Genomic DNA, 16,476 nt, shown 5'->3' on the forward strand with positions numbered 1-16,476 from the left:
CCTGACGAGTGCGGCCTAGACGGCGGCGCGGGCCGGGGCGGAGTGCCCGGCGCGCAGGCGAACGGCGTACTCGGATCCTCGCGAGGCCAAGGCCCCGGCGAGGAGAGCGTGCGTCGTGATCATGCGCGCGACGCTAGTCGGTCATTCTCGCGACGGCATCCGAATTACCGGACTGCGTCAGCCGATCATCCTCATCTGCGCACCGATGAACCGAGCCACCCTTCCCGGCCGGTCGGCGCCCGTCGCAGAGTTATTCCATGGACGCCGTCACTGGCACACCCGGCCCGCCGGTCAAGCCCGCGACCCCTGGCCGTACATCCTGGTCGGCATCGGAGTCGTGCTCGGCCTGGCCGCCCTGATCTTCGAGGGCATCATCGGACCCGCATCCGCCGTGTAACACGGACTAGGTCCGCCGATCATTCAATCGCGCGCGGCGATCATCCGGTTACTTGCCCACGCGGTCGCGTACTGCCGGCCGTGTGCCTCAGCCTGTGATCCGACAGCGACGCCGTCAGCGAGGAAACGCCGATGAGCTACCAGCGGTACATACCCGCCGATCACAATCCGCCCCCGCCGCACCGGCGGAACATCGTGCCCTTGGTAGTGGTCAGCGTGCTGGTGCTCTTCGCCGTGGTGGCCGGCCTCGGCTGGATGTGGGCGTCGTCCAACCGCGGCACGCCGATGGCCGACACGAAGCCGACTACAGCTGTGGCCGAGCCCGGTGTCGCCCAGGGCGGCGATGCCGCGCCGGAGCTGTCCAGTATCAAGCTCACGCCGAAAGTGATCGACCGCGAGTGCTTCGGGGACGCGGGCTGCAACGTGACGCTGCGAGTCGACATGGAACTCACTGCCGGGGTCCCGGCGCCGTCGACGACCTGGCTGGTGGTGTACGAGATCCACGGTATCGAGGACGGGCCGCAGATCGGGAGCTTGGAGCTGACCGGGTCGAGTTACACCGGGGATGAGGAGTCGGTGTCGACCACCTCGTCGAAGGCGAAGGTCACGGTGAGGGCGGTCAGCGTCGAGAGGGCGTAGCCCGGGTGCCCGTCGTCGATCTGTGAGCGGCGACCGCAGGGCCGGGCCGAAATACCGGACGGTTTGCCGACAAGTCGATGGTGGAGCGGGGGTGCAGGCGCGAGCATGTCTCGCATGACGACCACGGGGTTTGATCGTGAGCTCGCGCGGGGGAGCGCCGAGCTGCTGCGGACCAAGCGTGTCGAGTTGTCCGCGCTCGAGATTCCGGCCGGCCGCGGGTGGCATCCGCTGCGCGAGAAGGTGGGCGAGGTGCTCGGCGAGCACCCGTCCGGCATCGGTGGCGTCATCGCCAAGCTGGTCACGATCCAGGGCATCCTCGACGAGCTGCCGCCGGGGCCGTCCACGAACCGGGTGGCGGCGTTCAACTCGCTCTACCTGAAGATCACCCGGCGGGTCGACCACGCCATCCGGACCGGGGTCAACGAGCCCGACTTTCTCGAGCTGCTCGACGTCGAGTTCGCGAAGCGCTACTTCGACGCGCTCAACCGCTGGAACGACGACGACGAGGAGACGCCCGACGTCTGGGAGGTGCTGTTCAAGCGGGCCGGCGACACCCGGATGAGCCGGCTGACCGCGGCCATGCTCGGCGTCAACGCGCACATCAACCACGACCTGGCGCTGGCCTTGATCGGCACCTGGAACGAGACCGGGGCGCCGCTCGACGACGGCATCCACCCCGACTACCTGCTGGTCAACGAGATCTTCTTCGAGGAGATCCCGCCGCTGCGCCGGGGCTTCTCGACGAAGTGGCAGCTGGAGCTGGACGAGTTCGTCGGCCCGCTCGACGACTGGAGTCAGCGTGTGCTGGTCACCGTGACCCGGGCCCGGGCCTGGGACCAGGCGCGCGACCTGTGGCTGCTGCGCAACGACGCCGACGACTTCGAACAGGCCCGCCACAGCATGGACCGCGCCGCCTCGCTGGTGGCCGAGTGGGCCATCGTCGGCGACCGCCTGATCACCGACGCGGGCGACAGCTGGCGTAAGTTCCGCCAGCTTTTCGCGGCTTAAACCCGGTTTGCCGTACGCGTGTTGATCAGCGAAGCCACGTAGGCGGCGTCGGACTGGGGGGCCAGGAAACGTGGCCCGATGCCGCGCCGGATCACCCGTGCCGGGTCGGTGACGTTGAAGTAGACGCGGTTCTGCCGCCCGGGCCGCGCCCCGGTCACGGCGTCCCACGGCACGAACTGGGAGCCGAGCGGGTTCCGCTGCAGGATGCCCTCGGGGGTCAGCCGGACGCCGAACGGGCCGAGGGCCAGGTACCACCAGTACGCGAGCAGGGCCACCCACAGGAACTGGGTCGCCTGCCCGGGCCACCACTCGCCGCGGAACAGGTCGCCCACCCCGTCGGCGATCAGGTTGGCGCCCAGAACGGTGTATCCGCCCGCGAACAGCACCATGCCCGGATTGGGAACCGACATCAGGTCGGGTGAACCGGGTTTCTGCAGCATGGTCGCGGGACGGTAGTTCAGCATGGCGGCTATCCCGAGAAAGATCGGTCCCATGCTGAACACGATGCCGAGGAGGAAGAACGGGCCGTCGATCACGCGGGTCTCGAGCCCGGTCGCCAGGACTACGGCGACCACCAGGAACCCGACGAGTATCTGGACTCGCCATCTCGCAACCGCGGCGTAGATCGACACGCCCGGGATAGTAGTCAGTCCGCGCTCGTGGCGCGCCACGCGGCGGCGGCCCGCTTCGGTGCCCGGGCCAGCCACGCGTCCTGCACGATCTCGGCCAGCTCGGACCGGCTGAGCCGCCCGATGTCGCGGGCGAGCAGCAGCACGGCCCGGTAACCGTTCCAGTGCGGTGTGGTGAAGAACGGCGTGCTCTCGTCCTGGACGAGGGCCTGCTTGTCCGCCTCCGACTCGACGTGGAAGGCGATCACGTCGGTGTACGGTTCGCCGGTCTCCGGGTCGGCCGCGTCCTTGCGGGGGCCCCGGAAGAAGACGAACGTCTTGCCCTTGACCGCGAACCCGGGCCGCACGTCGTCCCCGCCCACGACGACGTCGGGCATCGCGGTGGCCAGTTCGCGTACGTCCGCAACTGTCGCCGGCCGGTCGTTCTCGCCGGTATCCGTTCCCATGCCGCCATTGTGCCGCGCGCGGTCAGGCCACCTTGATCGAACCGGCGTCGACCGGCCAGTTCGCGCCGATCGCGCTCGGCATGGTCGGCGAGGCGAGCAGCAGCACAGCCCGGGCGATCTCGGCCGGATCGATCAGCGTGTCGGTGAGCATGCCGCTCTGCTTGGGCATGGCGGCCAGCAACGTCGCGTGGTCGACCCCCATCGCTGCCGACACCTGCGCGCCGTAGCTGCCGGGACCCTCCAGCAGGCTGGTGCGGGTGGCCGACGGCGAGACCGTGTTGACCCGGACGCCGTGCGCGGCCGCCTTCTCGGCCAGCCCGCGGGAGAACGCGTTGAGCGCGGCCTTGGCCACCGCGTACGGGAGCGGGGAAACCGGACGGCGGGCGCTGTCCGAACTGATGTTGACGACGGCGCCGCGCGCCTCGATCAGGGCGGGAAGCGCGGCGCGGGTGGTGCGGACGGCGGCATCGAGGTTCAGGGCGAAGACGGCCGTCCAGTCGTCGTCGGTGCCGTCCAGCGGGTCGCCGAACGACTCCTCGCTCGCCACGCCGCCGCCGGCGTTGTTGACCAGGATGTCGAGGTGGGAGTCGATCGCGAGGGCGGCCTCGACCATGCGGCGCGGGCCGTCGGGGGACGACAGATCGGCCGGTACGAACGGGACGCCGGTCGCTTCGAGCTCGGGTGTGGTGCGCCGGGACGTGGCGGTGACGGTGGCGCCCTCGTCGAGGAAGGCCCGCACGATCGCCAGGCCGATGCCGCGGCTCGCGCCGGTGACGAGGACGCGCTTACCGGTGAGTTTGAGATCCATGCATCAAATGCACCACACCAACCTCCGTACGGTCAATAACTGTGTCATCCCTGTCCCATTTAGCGACCGATATGATGGCCGAGTGAGCACCGAAAGCAGACCACGGCGGATCCGGGCCGACGCCGAGCGCAGCACCGCCCGAATCCTCGAGGCCGCCCTCGTCGTGCTGGCCGCTGACCCGGCCGCGCCGATGGAGCGCATCGCCGACGCGGCCGGGTTGGCGCGGGCCACCGTGCACCGGCGTTTCCCCACGCGGCGGGCGCTGCTCGAGGCGCTGGCGGCCCAGCTCAACGACCGCTATCTGCTCGGGTTGAAGCAGGCCCGGGTCGAGACGGCGCCGCCCGTGGTCGCCCTCTACCGGCTGGCCGAGACGGTCTTCGAGCTCAAGATCAGTCACCGGTTCGCGATCGAGCAGTCGTCCGACCGGGAGCGGGCCCGGCCGCTGCTCACGGCCGAGGTCGTCGCCGGTCTCGACCTGCTGTTCACGCGCCTGCACGCGGAGGGGGCGATCACGGCCGCCGGGCCGGCCTGGTGCCGGCAGGTGTTCCTGGCCCTGCTGCAGGAGGTCGACCAGTTGCCCGCCGATGCGCCCGAACTGGGTGGCGCCGAGCCGGACGCCGTCCTCGGCGCCCGGGTCGAGCTGCTGGTCGCCTCAGTGCTCGGCGCCCTGGGTGGCCGTCCGGCGAGCTAAGCGCCGCCGAACCAGGACATGCGGCGGCCGTGGCCCTCGGTCCAGGCCAGCGGCTCGCCGTCGAGGCACAGGACGTTCTTGTGCAAGCCGTCGGTGGGCCGGTCGGGGTGTCCCATGGTCTCCGGGTCCTCGACGGCGACCCAATGGCCGGGCAGGGTGCCGACCAGGGCCTTGAACGTCTCCCGCCGATCGGCCGGCACCTGGTACAGCACCGAGCTGTGGAAGACGACCAGGGTGGCCTCGGGGGGCGCCGACGCGGCCAGGACGGGCAGGTCGTCGACCAGGTCGCCGCGGATCAGGTGCGGCGGGTCGGCGGCGGCGATCTCCCCGGCCGCCCGCAGCCGCTGCCGGCGGTCGTCGTGCTCGGGCCAGATCAGCGCCTCGAGCCAGGCGCGGTCGGCCGGCGCGGTGATGTCGAGCGGGTTCAGGTCGAGGCCCGCCCGCCACACCACCTCGGGGAGCTTGCCGGGCGGCGTCCGGCCGGTCAGCTCGCAGGTGAGCACCGGGCCGGTCGAGCCGAGCCGCCCGGCGCCGTAGTCGTACGAGAAACGGTCGGGGAACAGGTTGAGCCCGGCCGACGCGCCGACCTCGAGCAGGGCCAGAGGCTGGGGGAGCGCGGCCAGCACCGGCAGCAGCAGCGCGCACCGGCCGATCTCGTTGGTCTGTGTCGCCCGGCGCAGGAGCTCGGGCTCGATGGCCGGCCAGTTGCCGAGCACGAACCGCCGGAAGTCCGGGTAGTCGCCGACCGGCCCGCCGAGCAGCCGCACCACGCCGAACAGCAGGTTGGTCTGCCGTTTGGCCGGGGGAACGGTGTCGATCAGCGTGAGCACCGCCTGGTCGGTCGCGACGCCCCGGGCCAGCCGCTCGTAGGTGGGGGAGGAGCCGCGCGCCTGGCGCTCGGCGAAGTCGAGGAACCACTCGGCCGTCGTCACTGCCGCATCGTACGCAATCCCGTCGCTCGCCCGGCCTAAAGATTCTCGACAGGCAAACTTGCTCACTGGGAAGAATTGTTGGATGCTTGCGGCACCCATCGATCGTCGACGAACCGGGCAGGCCCAGATGGAAGACGTCCTGGCGACGCAGCTCCTCGAGTTGTCCCAGCTCGTTCGCAAGGCGCGGCAGCAGTGGCTGCGGGAACGCCCGGACGTGCCGATCGGCACGATCGGCCTGCTCAAGCACATCGACGACATCGGGACCGGCGACGACCGGTGCTGCCACGCCAAGGATCTGGCCGGCCGCTCCGGGCTCGACCCGTCCACGGTCAGCCGCGCCGTCGCCGCCGCGGTCGGACAGAGCCTGGTCGAACGCCGCGTCGACGACACCGACCGGCGGGCCGCCGCGCTCGCCCTCACCCCCGCGGGCCGGGAACTGATCGTCGCCGCCCACGCCTGGTTCGGCGACCTGCTCGAGCATGCCCTCGCCGACTGGGAACCGATGGAGGTGCGGCGCCTCAGTCTCGGGCTCGGCAGCTTCATCGGCGCGCTGTCCGGCGTACTGGAAAAGGAGAACGCGCGATGAGCGCACCCACCACCTCGACGGCGGTTCCCGCGGCCGAGGACATGAGCCACCGGCAGATCCTGGAGGCCCTCAGCGGCCTGCTGCTGGTGCTCTTCGTCGCGCTGCTGAGCAGCACCGTCGTCTCGACCGCGCTGCCGAAGATCATCGGATCCCTGAACGGCAGCCAGACCCAGTACACCTGGGTGGTCACGGCGACCCTGCTCACCGCCACCGCCACCACACCGATCTGGGGCAAGCTGGCCGACCTGTTCAGCAAGAAGCTGCTCGTCCAGATCGCCATCGTCGTCTTCGTGCTCGGCTCGGTGATCGCCGGCTTCAGCCAGACCGCCGGGCAACTGATCGCGGCCCGCGCGTTCCAGGGCATCGGCGTCGGCGGCCTGCAGGCCCTCGTCCAGGTGGTGATCGCCGCGATGATCCCGCCGCGCGAGCGGGGCCGATACAACGGCTACCTGGGCGGCGTGATGGCCCTGGCCACCGTGGGCGGCCCGCTGCTCGGCGGCCTGATCGTCGACACGTCGTGGCTCGGCTGGCGCTGGTGCTTCTTCGTCGGGGTGCCGTTCGCGGTCGTCGCGCTGATCCTGCTGCAGCTCACCCTGCACGTGCACACTGAACGCCGGTCCAACGTGAAGATCGACTACCTGGGCGCGGCACTGATCGCGGCCGGGGTGAGCGTGCTGCTGATCTGGGTGTCGTTCGTGGACGGCTCGTTCGCGTGGGCGTCGTGGCAGACGTACACGATGGTCGGCGGATCGCTCGTGCTGCTCGCCCTGGCCGTAGTCGTGGAGAAGCGCGCGGCCGAGCCGGTGGTGCCGCTCGAGATCGTACGGGAACGCACTACTGCTCTTTCGATTGTGGCCAGCCTGGCCGTGGGCATGGCGATGTTCGGCGGCGCGGTCTTCCTGGGCCAGTACTTCCAGATCGGCCGCGGCTACAGCCCGACCGAGGCCGGCCTGCTGACCATCCCGCTGATGGCCGGGGTGCTGCTGTCCTCGATCATCGTCGGACGCATCATCACGAAGACCGGCCAGATCAAGCCGTACATCATCGGTGGTCTGGTCGTGCTGTTCGCCGGATTCGCCCTGCTCGGCACGATCGACCACCAGACGTCGCTGGTGTTCGTCGGTTTCGGCATGCTGCTGGTCGGCCTGGGCGTCGGCGCGAGCATGCAGAACCTGGTGCTGGCCGTCCAGAACACGGTCCCGCTGCGCAACATCGGCGCCGCCTCGTCGACGGTCGCGTTCTTCCGTTCGATGGGCGGCGCGATCGGCGTGTCGGTGCTGGGGGCGGTGCTGGCCCGCCGCGTCACCGACCAGATCACCCACGATCTGGCCGCGGCCGGGGTGCCCGCCTCGGGCGACGGCGGGGGCAGCAGCAGCCTCAACCTGGCCGCCCTGCCCGAGGCGGTGCAGCACATCGTGCGGGCGGCCTACGGCGACGCGACCGGGCACATCTTCCTGATCAGTGCCGCGATCGCGGTGCTGGGGCTGGTGGCCGCGATCTTCCTGCCCCGGTCCACGCTGCGCACCAGCCTCGACCTGCCCGAGAAGCCGGTCGAGACCGAGGCCTGACACTTCCTTCCCGTACGCGGTGCCGGCCCGCGCCCGTGCTCCTGATCCCGGAACGACGCCGTGCCGGCCCCGTTCGTGCAGCTGATGCGTGGGTGCGGCAGGACGTCGTGACGGGCCCCGGCTCGTGCACCTGATCCGTTAGTGCGGCAGGACGCCGCCGTACCGGCCGCCGCTCGTGCTCCTGATCCCCAGGGGCGCGGGTGGCGGCCGGACCCGTCTCAGGCGAAGTCGGTGGCGTGGTCGGCGGCCCAGGTTCCGAAGGGGAGCGCGGGCCGGCCGAGGATCTGCTCGACCGCGCCGGTCGCGGGTGAGTTCTCCGCGGCGGCGTCGTCGAGGAAACTGATCACGGCTCCGGCTTCCTCCGCCGGCATGAAACGGGAGAAGTGCGCGAGCGCATCGGCCCGTGTGAGGGCGGTGACGGCGAGCTCCCGGCCGAGTGCGGCACCGATCGTCGCGACCTGGTCCCGCTGGCTCATCCGGGCCGGACCGGTGAGCATGCCGGTCGTGGCGTCGTCGCCGGTGAGGGCGGCGACGGTCACGGCGGCGATGTCGCGTTCGTGGATCGGCGCGGTCAGCGCGTCCGGCCGGTACAACGGCACGACGCCGCTTGCCTTGATCGGATAGGCCCAGCCCAGCGTGTTCGTGGCCAGCACCAGGGGCCGGATCGGGACGACGGTCAGGTCGGCCGCCGCCGCAAAGGCTTCCTCGACCTCCCGGTGCTCCTCGGTGATCGGGTTGCCCTTCGACGACGGGTGGATGACGCTGCCCGACGACATGAGCACGATCCGGCGCACACCGGCGGACCGGGCAGTCTCGACGACGTCCTCGACGCCCTGGTGGTTGGCGTAGAGGAACACCTGCTCGACGCCGTCGAAGGCGGGACCGAGACTGGCCGGATCGGTGAGGTCGGCGGCGTAGACGTCGACGTCCTCGGGGAACTGGCCCGGCTCCGGACGGCGGGCCGACGCTCGAACCGGGACGCCGCGAGCGATCAGCTCGTGGAGGACGTGCTTTCCGACGCTTCCGCGGGCACCCATGACGAGGGTCGTACCGGCGATGACGGCCATGACAGGCTCCAGACGTGTGCGGAACACGCGTCAACGGGCCATGGCGGCAACGAGGCGTTCCGACGCTTCACCTCGCTGCCGCAAAGGTAGCACCCGCCGGCGTCCGTTATATCTGCAGATCAGGGTCATTTCGGTCACTTCCAGTCCGGCGGGAGCCTCGCGCGGCGGCGTGTCCGGCGGGGGCGGGGCGCACGGCGGCGTGTCCGGCGGGGCGAGGCGCACGCGACGGCGTGTCCGGTGGGGGGCGAGGCTTACGCGGCGTCCGCGGCGGCGTGTCCGGTGGGGCGAGGCGCACGCGACGGCGTGTCCGGTGGGGGGCGAGGCTCACGCGGCGTCCGCGACGGCGTGTCCGGCGGAGGTGAGCGTCAGGCGGCGCCGGCACCGGCGACGGCGTGGGACGGGCGGAGCGACGAGCGGCCGCTGTCCCAGGCGCGCATGATCGAGCCGGCCCAGTGCGCGTCGACGGCCAGTGCGCATCGAGCGCCGAACAGAATGTCGCCCGCCAGCGCCGGTTCGGCCGCGGCGAACGAACCGCACAGGTCATGGGCGGCGATCTGCTCGTGCACCGCGTCCGCCTCCACGTGCTCGTCGTAGAAGGCGGTCGCCGCGTCATCCCCGCCCAGGCGCCGCAGACCGTTCGCATAGGCGCGGTTGGGCAGCGACGACGTCATCTCGTACGCGGCCAGGTGTCCGAGAATCATGCCGCGGCGCGACCGGTGCAGTCCGAAGAGCGACATCAGGTTGTTCACCGCGAGCGTTTCCGCGCAAACCGAGCCGACGTAGGCGCCGTACGCAGGATCGAGACCGAACCAGCGCATCGTCTGCGTGAACAGTTCCTGGTGCATCCGCGGTTCGGCCCCACCGCCGTACTCGTCGATCTGGATCTCGAGCAGCGCCGCCTTGGGCCGCCCGGCCAGCCGGGGGATCGCCCACGTGTGCGGGTCGGCCTCGCGCCGATGGTAGATCGAGCGGTGCGTCACGAACTCCCGGAACTGTTCGTGGGTTGCGCGTCCGCGCAGAAACTTGGACATCGGCGGACCGTCGTCGGCCGCCACGATGTCCACCAGCCGGGCCGGCACGGTCGCCGGATCGACGTCGCGGTCGACCGGACCGGCCAATTCGCTCAGGAACGCGCAGAATCGATGCTCGGCCGCCGTCCGTAACCGGATCAGCGCCGGATCCCACTCCCACCGGTCGTCCACGCCGTCCCAGCCGCGGTAGGCCAGCTCGTAGCAGACGAACAACGTGAGGTGCAGATCCTCGTCGTCGCTCGGGGCGAAGACCGGCAGTTTTCCCGTACGCCCCCGGAGCGCGTCGATCAGAGCGGCGGACACGGGCCCACGGGCCGCAGGTAGTTGCATGACAGCAAGCTTCCCCGCCCGGCGCCGGGTAAACGAACCGTTTCAACCCCAGCTCAGCGGGCATCCCGGCGCCATGACCTCGACGATCGTTCCCTACCCGGACGGCCCGCTCATCGTGCGCGGCGACTTCGAGATGCGCACTCCCGACGGCGAGCCGATCGACCCCGGGCGCGGCACGATCGCGCTCTGCCGGTGCGGCCGATCAGCTGTCAAGCCGTTCTGCGACGGCACCCACAAGGTGGTGAACTTCCACGCCGGCGCCGCCCGCGAGACCCCCGCCCCGCGACCCTCAGACGTCGGCGGCTCCGAACACCCAGGGTGACGTCTCGGCGATGAAGTCGTGCGGGAAGCCGAGGGTGAAGCCGGTCGTCGCCTCGAGCCGCTTGCACTCCTCGTCGGTGAGGGTGACGTCGAGCGCGCCCAGGTTGTCCGCCAGTTGCGCGGCCGACCGTGCACCCAGAATCGGCAGCACGGCCTCCGACCGCGCCCGGGTCCACGCGATCGCCACCGCCGCCGAGCTCACGCCGCGCTCGGCGGCGACCGCCCCCACCTCACGGGCCACCCGATGTGACCGCTCGTCCACACTGCCCGGGTCGAGCCGGCTGCCCGCCGCGGCTGGTCCGGCTCCGCTGTATTTGCCCGACAGCACCCCGCCGCCGAGCGGGCTCCACGCGGTCACGCCCAGCCCGAGCGCCTCCGCCATCGGCAGCAGTTCCCGCTCGGCGTCGCGCTGCAGCAGGCTGTACGGCACCTGCAACCCGACGAACGGACTCCACCCGTGGAACGAGGCCAGGGTGTTCGCGCGCGCGGCAACCCAGGCCGGCGCGTCCGAGATGCCGACATAGAGCACCTTTCCCGCCCGTACGGCATCATCCAGCGCCCGCATCGTCTCCTCGATCGGGGTGGCGCGGTCCCACATGTGCACCCAGTAGACGTCGAGATAGTCGGTGCGCAGCCGGCGCAGGCTGATCTCGAGCGAGGCCCGCAGATTCTTGCGCGCGTTCCCCGCCGCGTTCGGATCGTTCCGGTCCCGCGTCACCGTGTACTTGCTGCCTACCACGAACGATTCCCGCCGCCCGGCGAGCAGCTCGCCGAGAATTTCTTCGCTCAGCCCGCCCCGATAGTTGACAGCGGTGTCGATCGTGTTGCCACCGGCCTCGGCATACGCGTCGAGAATCCGCCGGCACTCCGCGATCGGCGCCCCGACGCCGCCCTGCTCGCCGAAGGTCATGGCGCCGAGAACCACTTCGGAGACGCGCAGCCCGCTGGCGCCCAGAGTCCGGTATCGCATGCCGCCCACCCTAGGACGATCGCGCCGCCCGGTGTGCCCACGGCCGTGTCGGCTCAGTCCGGGTCGGTGATCGGGGGCAGGTCGCGCTTGAGGATCTTGCCGGTCGCGTTGCGGGGGAGCTCGTCCAGGAAGATCACGTCGCGGGGGATCGAGAAGCGGGCCAGATGGTCGCGCACATGATCGCGTACGGCGGAAGGCTCCAGCACTGCGCCGTCGTGCAGGACGACATAGGCGGCCAGCCGCTGGCCGTAGGCGGCGTCGGGCACCCCGACCACCGCGCACTCGCGGATGGCCGGATGGTCGGCCAGCAGGTTTTCCACCGAGGAGGGGAAGACGTTCTCGCCGCCGGAGACGATCATGTCGTCGTCTCGGCCGTCGACGAAGATGCGGCCGTCGGTGTCCACGTGGCCTACGTCGCCGGTGGCCAGAAGGCCGTCCTGCAAAGACCGTGACGTGCCGTTGGTGTAGCCCTCGAACAGCATCTCGTTGCCCACGTGCAGGCTCCCGGGCGTGCCGGCCGGAACCGGCTGCCCGGATGGGTCCAGCACGGCCACCACCGTTCCGTGCGGCGGCCGCCCGGCGGTGTTCGGGGCGGCGCGCAAGTCGGCCGGCGTGGCGATCGACGCCCACGACGCCTCGGTCGAGCCGTACAGGTTGTAGATGACGTCGCCGTAGCGGTCCATGAAGCGGGTCGCCAGGCCGCCGGGCAGGGCCGACCCGCTGACCGCGGCGATCCGCAGCGGCACCGGACGGTAGGGCGCTTCCAGGATGCGTTGCAGCATCACCGGCACGGCGATCAGCGCCGGGCAGTTCTCTTCCTCCAGGACGGAGAGAACGGCCGACGGCTCGAAACGGGACCGCAGCACGATGGTGGCCCGCAGCGCGAGCCCGATCTGCAGCCCGCCGAAACCCCAGGCGTGGAACAGCGGCGCCGCGATCATCATGCGTACCCCGGCGGTGAGCGGGATCCGGTCGATGATCGAGCACAGCGGACTGAACCCGCCCGGTGTCGGCCGCCGTGCGCCCTTGGGCACGCCGGTCGTTCCCGAGGTGAGGATGATCGTGCGGCCGGGCCGGGCCGGCGGGGTGGTCAGCGGTGCACCCAGCGGGATCTCGTCGAAGAGCACCCCGGTCGGGGGACTGAACGAGGAGTCGTGGAGGAGAAGCCTCAGGTCCTGGGCCTGCGTCACCGCGTCGAGCTGAGCCGCGGACAGCCCGGTGTTCATCAGCACCGGATCAGCGCCCAGCGTCGCGACCCCGATCATTGCCGTGACCATCGCGGTCGAGTTCCGGCCGAGGATCCCCACCCGGTCACCGGGCTTGACGGGCAGGGCCGCGGCCAGCCGGGAGGAGCGGTCGAGCAGTTCCCCGTACGTGGTCGGCCCGCTCTCGTCGATCACGGCGACCCGGGACGGCGAGCGGGCGGCAGCCTGGCGCAACTCGCCGGCCAGCCCGAACTTCCACCGGTGCAGTTCGGCGAACTGCCGCGCGACGCGGTGCGGCGGCCCGGGGGTCAGCAACCCCCGTCGGGCCATGGTCCGCACCACGAAGGCGTTCACCGGATCTGCCGTCCCGTGATGGCTCTCGAGATCACCAGCCGCTGGATCTCGGACGTGCCCTCGAAGATGGTGTAGATCTTGGCGTCCCGGAACATCCGCTCGACCGGATGCTCGCGCAGGTAGCCCGCGCCGCCGAGGATCTGCACGGCCTTCTCGGTCACGGCCACCGCCACCTCACCGGCTTTCAGCTTGGACATCGAGCCCTCGCCGGCCGTGAACGGCTTGTCGTTGCGGCCCATCCAGGCGGCCCGCCACACCAGCAGCCGGGCGGCGTCGATCTCGGTGCGCATGTCGGCCAGCGCGAACGCGATCGCCTGGTTCTCGACGATCGGCCGGCCGAACTGCACCCGGTCCTGGGCGTAGCCGAGCGCGTATTCGTACGCGGCCCGCGCGATGCCGAGCGCCTGCGCGCCGACGGCGGGGCGGGACAGTTCGAACGTCCGCATCGAGGCCTGTCCGGAGGACCGCTGTCCCGAGCGGGCCCGGGCGAGCCGCTCGTCCAGCTTCTCCTTGCCGCCGAGCAGGCAGCGGCCGGGCACCCGCACGTCGTCCAGGAAGACGTCGGCCGTGTGCGAGGCGCGCAGCCCGAGCTTCTTGAGCTTGCGGGTCGCGGCCAGGCCGGGCGTGCCGGGCGGCACCACGAAGGCGGCCTGCCCGCGCGAGCCGAGTTCCGGGTCGACCGACGCGGTCACCACGTGCACGTTGGCGATGCCGCCGTTGGTCGCGTACGCCTTCTGCCCGTTGAGCACCCACTCGTCGGTGGCCTCGTCGTAGACCGCCCGGGTGCGCATCGCGGCCACGTCGGAACCGGCCTCGGGCTCGGTCGAGCAGAACGCGCCCACCTTCGGATCGGCCTCGTCACCGAAGCACTGCGGCACCCATTCGACCATCTGGTCGGGTGTCCCGCTGCCGTAGATCGCGGCCACGGCCAGAGACGTGCCGGACAGCGCCATGCCGATGCCGCCGTCGCCCCAGAACAGCTCCTCGTTGACGATCGGCAGCGACAGCCCGCTCATGTCCGACCAGGTGTTGACGAGGAACTCGAACCCGTACAGGCCGATCTTGGCCGCCTCCTGCAGGACCGGCCAGGGGGTCTCCTCGCGTTCGTCCCACTCGGACGCGGCGGGCCGGATCACGCCCTCGGCGAAGCCGTGCACCCAGTCGCGGAGCTCGGTCTGCTCCTCGTTGAGGTCGAGCCAGAACTCCATCGCGAACGCCCCTCCGAGCCGGGTTAACTGGCCGGTAACGTTACGCAGGCGTAACTTGCCCCGCAAGGTGCGGCCGCGTGCCGAACAGCTCGAATCGCCCGTCGCCGTAAGCGAATCGCACGGTCGAGGGCAGCAGGATCGGCTGCCGGAACTGAACGTCCACCGTGTACGCGCCGGGCAGCCGTCCCTCGAGCGCGGCCAGGCAGCGGGCCTTGCTCCACATGCCGTGGGCGATGCGCCGCGGGAAGCCGAACAGCCGGGCCACGACGCTCGACGTGTGGATCGGGTTGCGGTCACCCGACACGCCGGCGTAGGCGTTGCCGATCCGCGGTGGCACCCGCCATTCGGCCGTCGAGGCGGGAGGTTCCCATTTTCCCGTACGGGCGGAGGCCGGCCCCGACCGTGACAAGTAGGTCGACACGCTGGTCCACACCTCGTCACCGCCCGCGGATGCCGTCGCCAGGAGGTCGACCTGGCGGCCGCGGTCGTGCGGGCGCAGGTTCGCGGCGCGCACCGAGATGTCGAACGTCTCGCCCACGTCGAGCGGCCGCCGCAGCGTGATCGTGTTGCCGATGTGCACCAGGCCGACCGCCGGGAACGGGAAGTCGGACGCGGTGAGCAGCCGCATGCCGAGCGGGAACGCGAGCACGTGCGGATAGGTCGCCGGGAGCGTGTCGTTCAACCGGAAACCACAGATTTTCCCGTACGCCGCCAGGTGCTCGACGTCGACGGTGACGCCCCGCCGCACGAACTCCACGCCGGGCAGCTCGCCGGGCCGCGAACGCGGGATCAGCCCGAGGGCCGCGCGCCACGTGCTCGCCCCGCCGGAGCCGGGCCCGACCTCGATCGTGGCCATCAGCCGGCCGTCCCTCGATGCGTGACCATCTGACCCCCGTACGGGAAACCGGTTTTGATCTTCTAAGCGCCCAGGAGGCTCTGGCCGCAGACGCGCACGACGTTACCCGTGATGGTGGCCGAACCGGGCGACGCGAACCAGGCGATCGTCTCGGCCACGTCGATCGGGAGGCCGCCCTGGGCCATGCTGTTCATCCGGCGGCCGGCCTCGCGCAGCCCGACCGGCATCTTCGCCGTCATCGCGGTCTCGATGAAACCGGGCGCGACCGCGTTGATCGTGATGCCGCGTTCGAGCAGCCCGGGCGCGCTCGACTCGACCAGGCCGATCACGCCCGCCTTGGAGGTCGCGTAGTTGGTCTGGCCGCGGTTGCCGGCGATGCCCGCGATCGACGCCACGCCCACGATCCGCCCGCCCGCACCGATCAGCCCCTGGTCGAGCAGCGCCTCGTTGACCCGCTGGGGCGCGACCAGGTTGACCGCGAGCACCGAGTCCCAGCCGGCCGCGTCCATCTTGGCGATGGTCCGGTCGCGGGTGATCCCGGCGTTGTGCACGACGATGTCGAGCGGCCCGCTCAGGTAGGACGCCAGGCGTTCGCCCGCGCCGTCGGCGGTCAGGTCGAGCTGGAACGCCCGCCCGCGGATGTCGTTGGCCACCCCGGCCAGCGCGTCCCCGGCCGCGGGCACGTCGAGCGCGATCACCTCGGCGCCGTCGCGGGCCAGGACCCGGGCAATGGCCGCGCCGATGCCGCGGGCGGCCCCGGTCACCAGGGCGGTCCGGCCGGCCAGGGGCTTCAGCCAGTCGTCGGGTGCCGGCGCGCTACCGGCGCCGATCCGGACGACCTGGCCCGACACGTAGGCCGAGCGGCCGCTGAGCAGGAAACGCAGCGTCGACTCGAGCGCGCCCTCGCCGCCGGGCTCCACATAGACCAGCTGGGCCGTGATGCCGCGGCCGAACTCCTTGCCGATGCTGCGGGTCAGGCCCTCGAGGGCGCGCTGGGCGGTCGCCTCGTGCGGGCCGGCGGCCGACCCGGGCGGCGTTCCGAGCACGATGACCCGGCCCGAGCGCAGCACCGATCGCGCGACCGGGTGGAAGAACGCGTAGAGCTCGCCGAGCTTGGCCGGGTCGCTGATGCCGGTGGCGTCGAAGATCAGCGCACCGTGGCGGTCGGCCGGCTCGTCCAGGGTCTCGACCCCGGCCCCCGAGAGCGTTTTCCGTACGGGGTCGGCCAGTCGCCCGCCCGGCGCGGCGCCGACGAGCACCGGGCCCTCGGTGAGCGGATCGCCCGGCTCGTAGCGCCGGAGTCGCGGGGGATCGGGCAGGCCCAGCCGCTTGACCAAGCTGCGGCCCGGACCGGAGTTAGCGAAGCTCGCGTACCTGTCGCCCATGTGCCGCAGCCTACTCGGCTAAGCTACTGAGCGGTAATGAGTGCCC

General features: G+C 71.1%; 18 protein-coding genes. 7 read left to right on the top strand and 11 right to left on the bottom strand.

What is annotated here, in order from left to right:
- The first annotated feature begins 115 nt into the window (after window positions 1–115).
- The 3 genes from KOI35_RS17410 (at window position 116) to KOI35_RS17420 (ending at window position 2,043) form a co-directional block, all read left to right on the top strand.
- On the top strand, window positions 116–397 hold the full coding sequence (locus tag KOI35_RS17410) for a hypothetical protein (protein ID WP_215788500.1): 282 nt from the start codon (window positions 116–118) through the stop codon (window positions 395–397).
- A gap of 215 nt (window positions 398–612) precedes the next feature.
- Window positions 613–1,035, top strand: coding sequence for a hypothetical protein (locus tag KOI35_RS17415; protein WP_215788501.1), 423 nt, complete (start codon window positions 613–615; stop codon window positions 1,033–1,035).
- A gap of 114 nt (window positions 1,036–1,149) precedes the next feature.
- Entirely contained in the window at window positions 1,150–2,043 is an 894-nt protein-coding gene (locus KOI35_RS17420) for a DUF5995 family protein (RefSeq protein ID WP_215788502.1), read from the top strand.
- Here the strand turns inward: KOI35_RS17420 and KOI35_RS17425 are convergent.
- Genes KOI35_RS17425 through KOI35_RS17435 form a run of 3 tightly spaced genes read right to left on the bottom strand, consistent with a single transcriptional unit; the run spans window position 2,040 to window position 3,926 of the window.
- Window positions 2,040–2,675, bottom strand: coding sequence for a PH domain-containing protein (locus KOI35_RS17425; protein ID WP_215788503.1), 636 nt, complete (start codon window positions 2,673–2,675; stop codon window positions 2,040–2,042). The two genes, KOI35_RS17420 and KOI35_RS17425, sit on opposite strands and share 4 nt — an antisense overlap.
- A gap of 14 nt (window positions 2,676–2,689) precedes the next feature.
- Entirely contained in the window at window positions 2,690–3,118 is a 429-nt protein-coding gene (locus KOI35_RS17430) for an MmcQ/YjbR family DNA-binding protein (RefSeq protein WP_215788504.1), read from the bottom strand.
- Window positions 3,119–3,140: 22 nt separating this feature from the next.
- Entirely contained in the window at window positions 3,141–3,926 is a 786-nt protein-coding gene (locus tag KOI35_RS17435) for an SDR family NAD(P)-dependent oxidoreductase (protein WP_215788505.1), read from the bottom strand.
- An 82-nt stretch (window positions 3,927–4,008) separates the two neighbouring features.
- On the opposite strand from KOI35_RS17435, the gene KOI35_RS17440 reads away from it, so the two are divergent.
- Window positions 4,009–4,617 carry a TetR/AcrR family transcriptional regulator gene (locus KOI35_RS17440; protein WP_215788506.1) on the top strand — a complete coding sequence of 203 codons (609 nt, stop codon included), beginning with the start codon at window positions 4,009–4,011 and terminating at the stop codon, window positions 4,615–4,617.
- Here KOI35_RS17440 and KOI35_RS17445 read toward each other — a convergent pair.
- Window positions 4,614–5,549, bottom strand: coding sequence for a DUF2332 domain-containing protein (locus tag KOI35_RS17445; protein WP_215788507.1), 936 nt, complete (start codon window positions 5,547–5,549; stop codon window positions 4,614–4,616). The two genes, KOI35_RS17440 and KOI35_RS17445, sit on opposite strands and share 4 nt — an antisense overlap.
- A 127-nt stretch (window positions 5,550–5,676) precedes the next feature.
- Here KOI35_RS17445 and KOI35_RS17450 point away from each other — a divergent pair, with 127 nt between their 5' ends.
- Both KOI35_RS17450 and KOI35_RS17455 read left to right on the top strand, forming a co-directional pair.
- The gene (locus tag KOI35_RS17450; RefSeq protein WP_215788508.1) at window positions 5,677–6,135 is read left to right on the top strand and encodes a MarR family winged helix-turn-helix transcriptional regulator; all 459 of its coding nucleotides are present in this window, start codon (window positions 5,677–5,679) and stop codon (window positions 6,133–6,135) included.
- Complete coding sequence (locus KOI35_RS17455) at window positions 6,132–7,703, top strand: MDR family MFS transporter (RefSeq protein WP_215788509.1); 1,572 nt, start codon at window positions 6,132–6,134, stop codon at window positions 7,701–7,703. The genes KOI35_RS17450 and KOI35_RS17455 overlap by 4 nt, the downstream gene beginning before the upstream one ends.
- Before the next feature lie 218 nt (window positions 7,704–7,921).
- Here KOI35_RS17455 and KOI35_RS17460 read toward each other — a convergent pair whose 3' ends face one another.
- Both KOI35_RS17460 and KOI35_RS17465 read right to left on the bottom strand, forming a co-directional pair.
- Window positions 7,922–8,770, bottom strand: a complete 849-nt coding sequence (locus KOI35_RS17460) for an NAD(P)H-binding protein (RefSeq protein ID WP_215788510.1) — start codon at window positions 8,768–8,770, stop codon at window positions 7,922–7,924.
- Window positions 8,771–9,135: 365 nt separating this feature from the next.
- Window positions 9,136–10,104 carry an iron-containing redox enzyme family protein gene (locus tag KOI35_RS17465; protein ID WP_438870607.1) on the bottom strand — a complete coding sequence of 323 codons (969 nt, stop codon included), beginning with the start codon at window positions 10,102–10,104 and terminating at the stop codon, window positions 9,136–9,138.
- A gap of 100 nt (window positions 10,105–10,204) precedes the next feature.
- Here KOI35_RS17465 and KOI35_RS17470 point away from each other — a divergent pair, with 100 nt between their 5' ends.
- Window positions 10,205–10,453 carry a CDGSH iron-sulfur domain-containing protein gene (locus tag KOI35_RS17470; protein ID WP_215788512.1) on the top strand — a complete coding sequence of 83 codons (249 nt, stop codon included), beginning with the start codon at window positions 10,205–10,207 and terminating at the stop codon, window positions 10,451–10,453.
- Here the strand turns inward: KOI35_RS17470 and KOI35_RS17475 are convergent.
- The 5 genes from KOI35_RS17475 to KOI35_RS17495 form a co-directional block, all read right to left on the bottom strand.
- Window positions 10,421–11,422, bottom strand: a complete 1,002-nt coding sequence (locus tag KOI35_RS17475) for an aldo/keto reductase (protein WP_215788513.1) — start codon at window positions 11,420–11,422, stop codon at window positions 10,421–10,423. The genes KOI35_RS17470 and KOI35_RS17475 overlap by 33 nt on opposite strands.
- Before the next feature lie 53 nt (window positions 11,423–11,475).
- Window positions 11,476–12,957 carry an AMP-binding protein gene (locus tag KOI35_RS17480; RefSeq protein ID WP_215788514.1) on the bottom strand — a complete coding sequence of 494 codons (1,482 nt, stop codon included), beginning with the start codon at window positions 12,955–12,957 and terminating at the stop codon, window positions 11,476–11,478.
- A gap of 20 nt (window positions 12,958–12,977) precedes the next feature.
- Entirely contained in the window at window positions 12,978–14,189 is a 1,212-nt protein-coding gene (locus KOI35_RS17485; protein ID WP_215788515.1) for an acyl-CoA dehydrogenase family protein, read from the bottom strand.
- A gap of 40 nt (window positions 14,190–14,229) precedes the next feature.
- Window positions 14,230–15,045 carry a MaoC family dehydratase gene (locus KOI35_RS17490; RefSeq protein WP_215788516.1) on the bottom strand — a complete coding sequence of 272 codons (816 nt, stop codon included), beginning with the start codon at window positions 15,043–15,045 and terminating at the stop codon, window positions 14,230–14,232.
- Between the two features lie 62 nt (window positions 15,046–15,107).
- Window positions 15,108–16,430 carry a 3-oxoacyl-ACP reductase gene (locus tag KOI35_RS17495; protein ID WP_215788517.1) on the bottom strand — a complete coding sequence of 441 codons (1,323 nt, stop codon included), beginning with the start codon at window positions 16,428–16,430 and terminating at the stop codon, window positions 15,108–15,110.
- Window positions 16,431–16,476 lie beyond the last annotated feature (46 nt).

This window comes from Paractinoplanes bogorensis (assembly GCF_018829635.1).
GTDB classification, from domain to species: Bacteria; Actinomycetota; Actinomycetes; order Mycobacteriales; family Micromonosporaceae; genus Actinoplanes; species Actinoplanes bogorensis.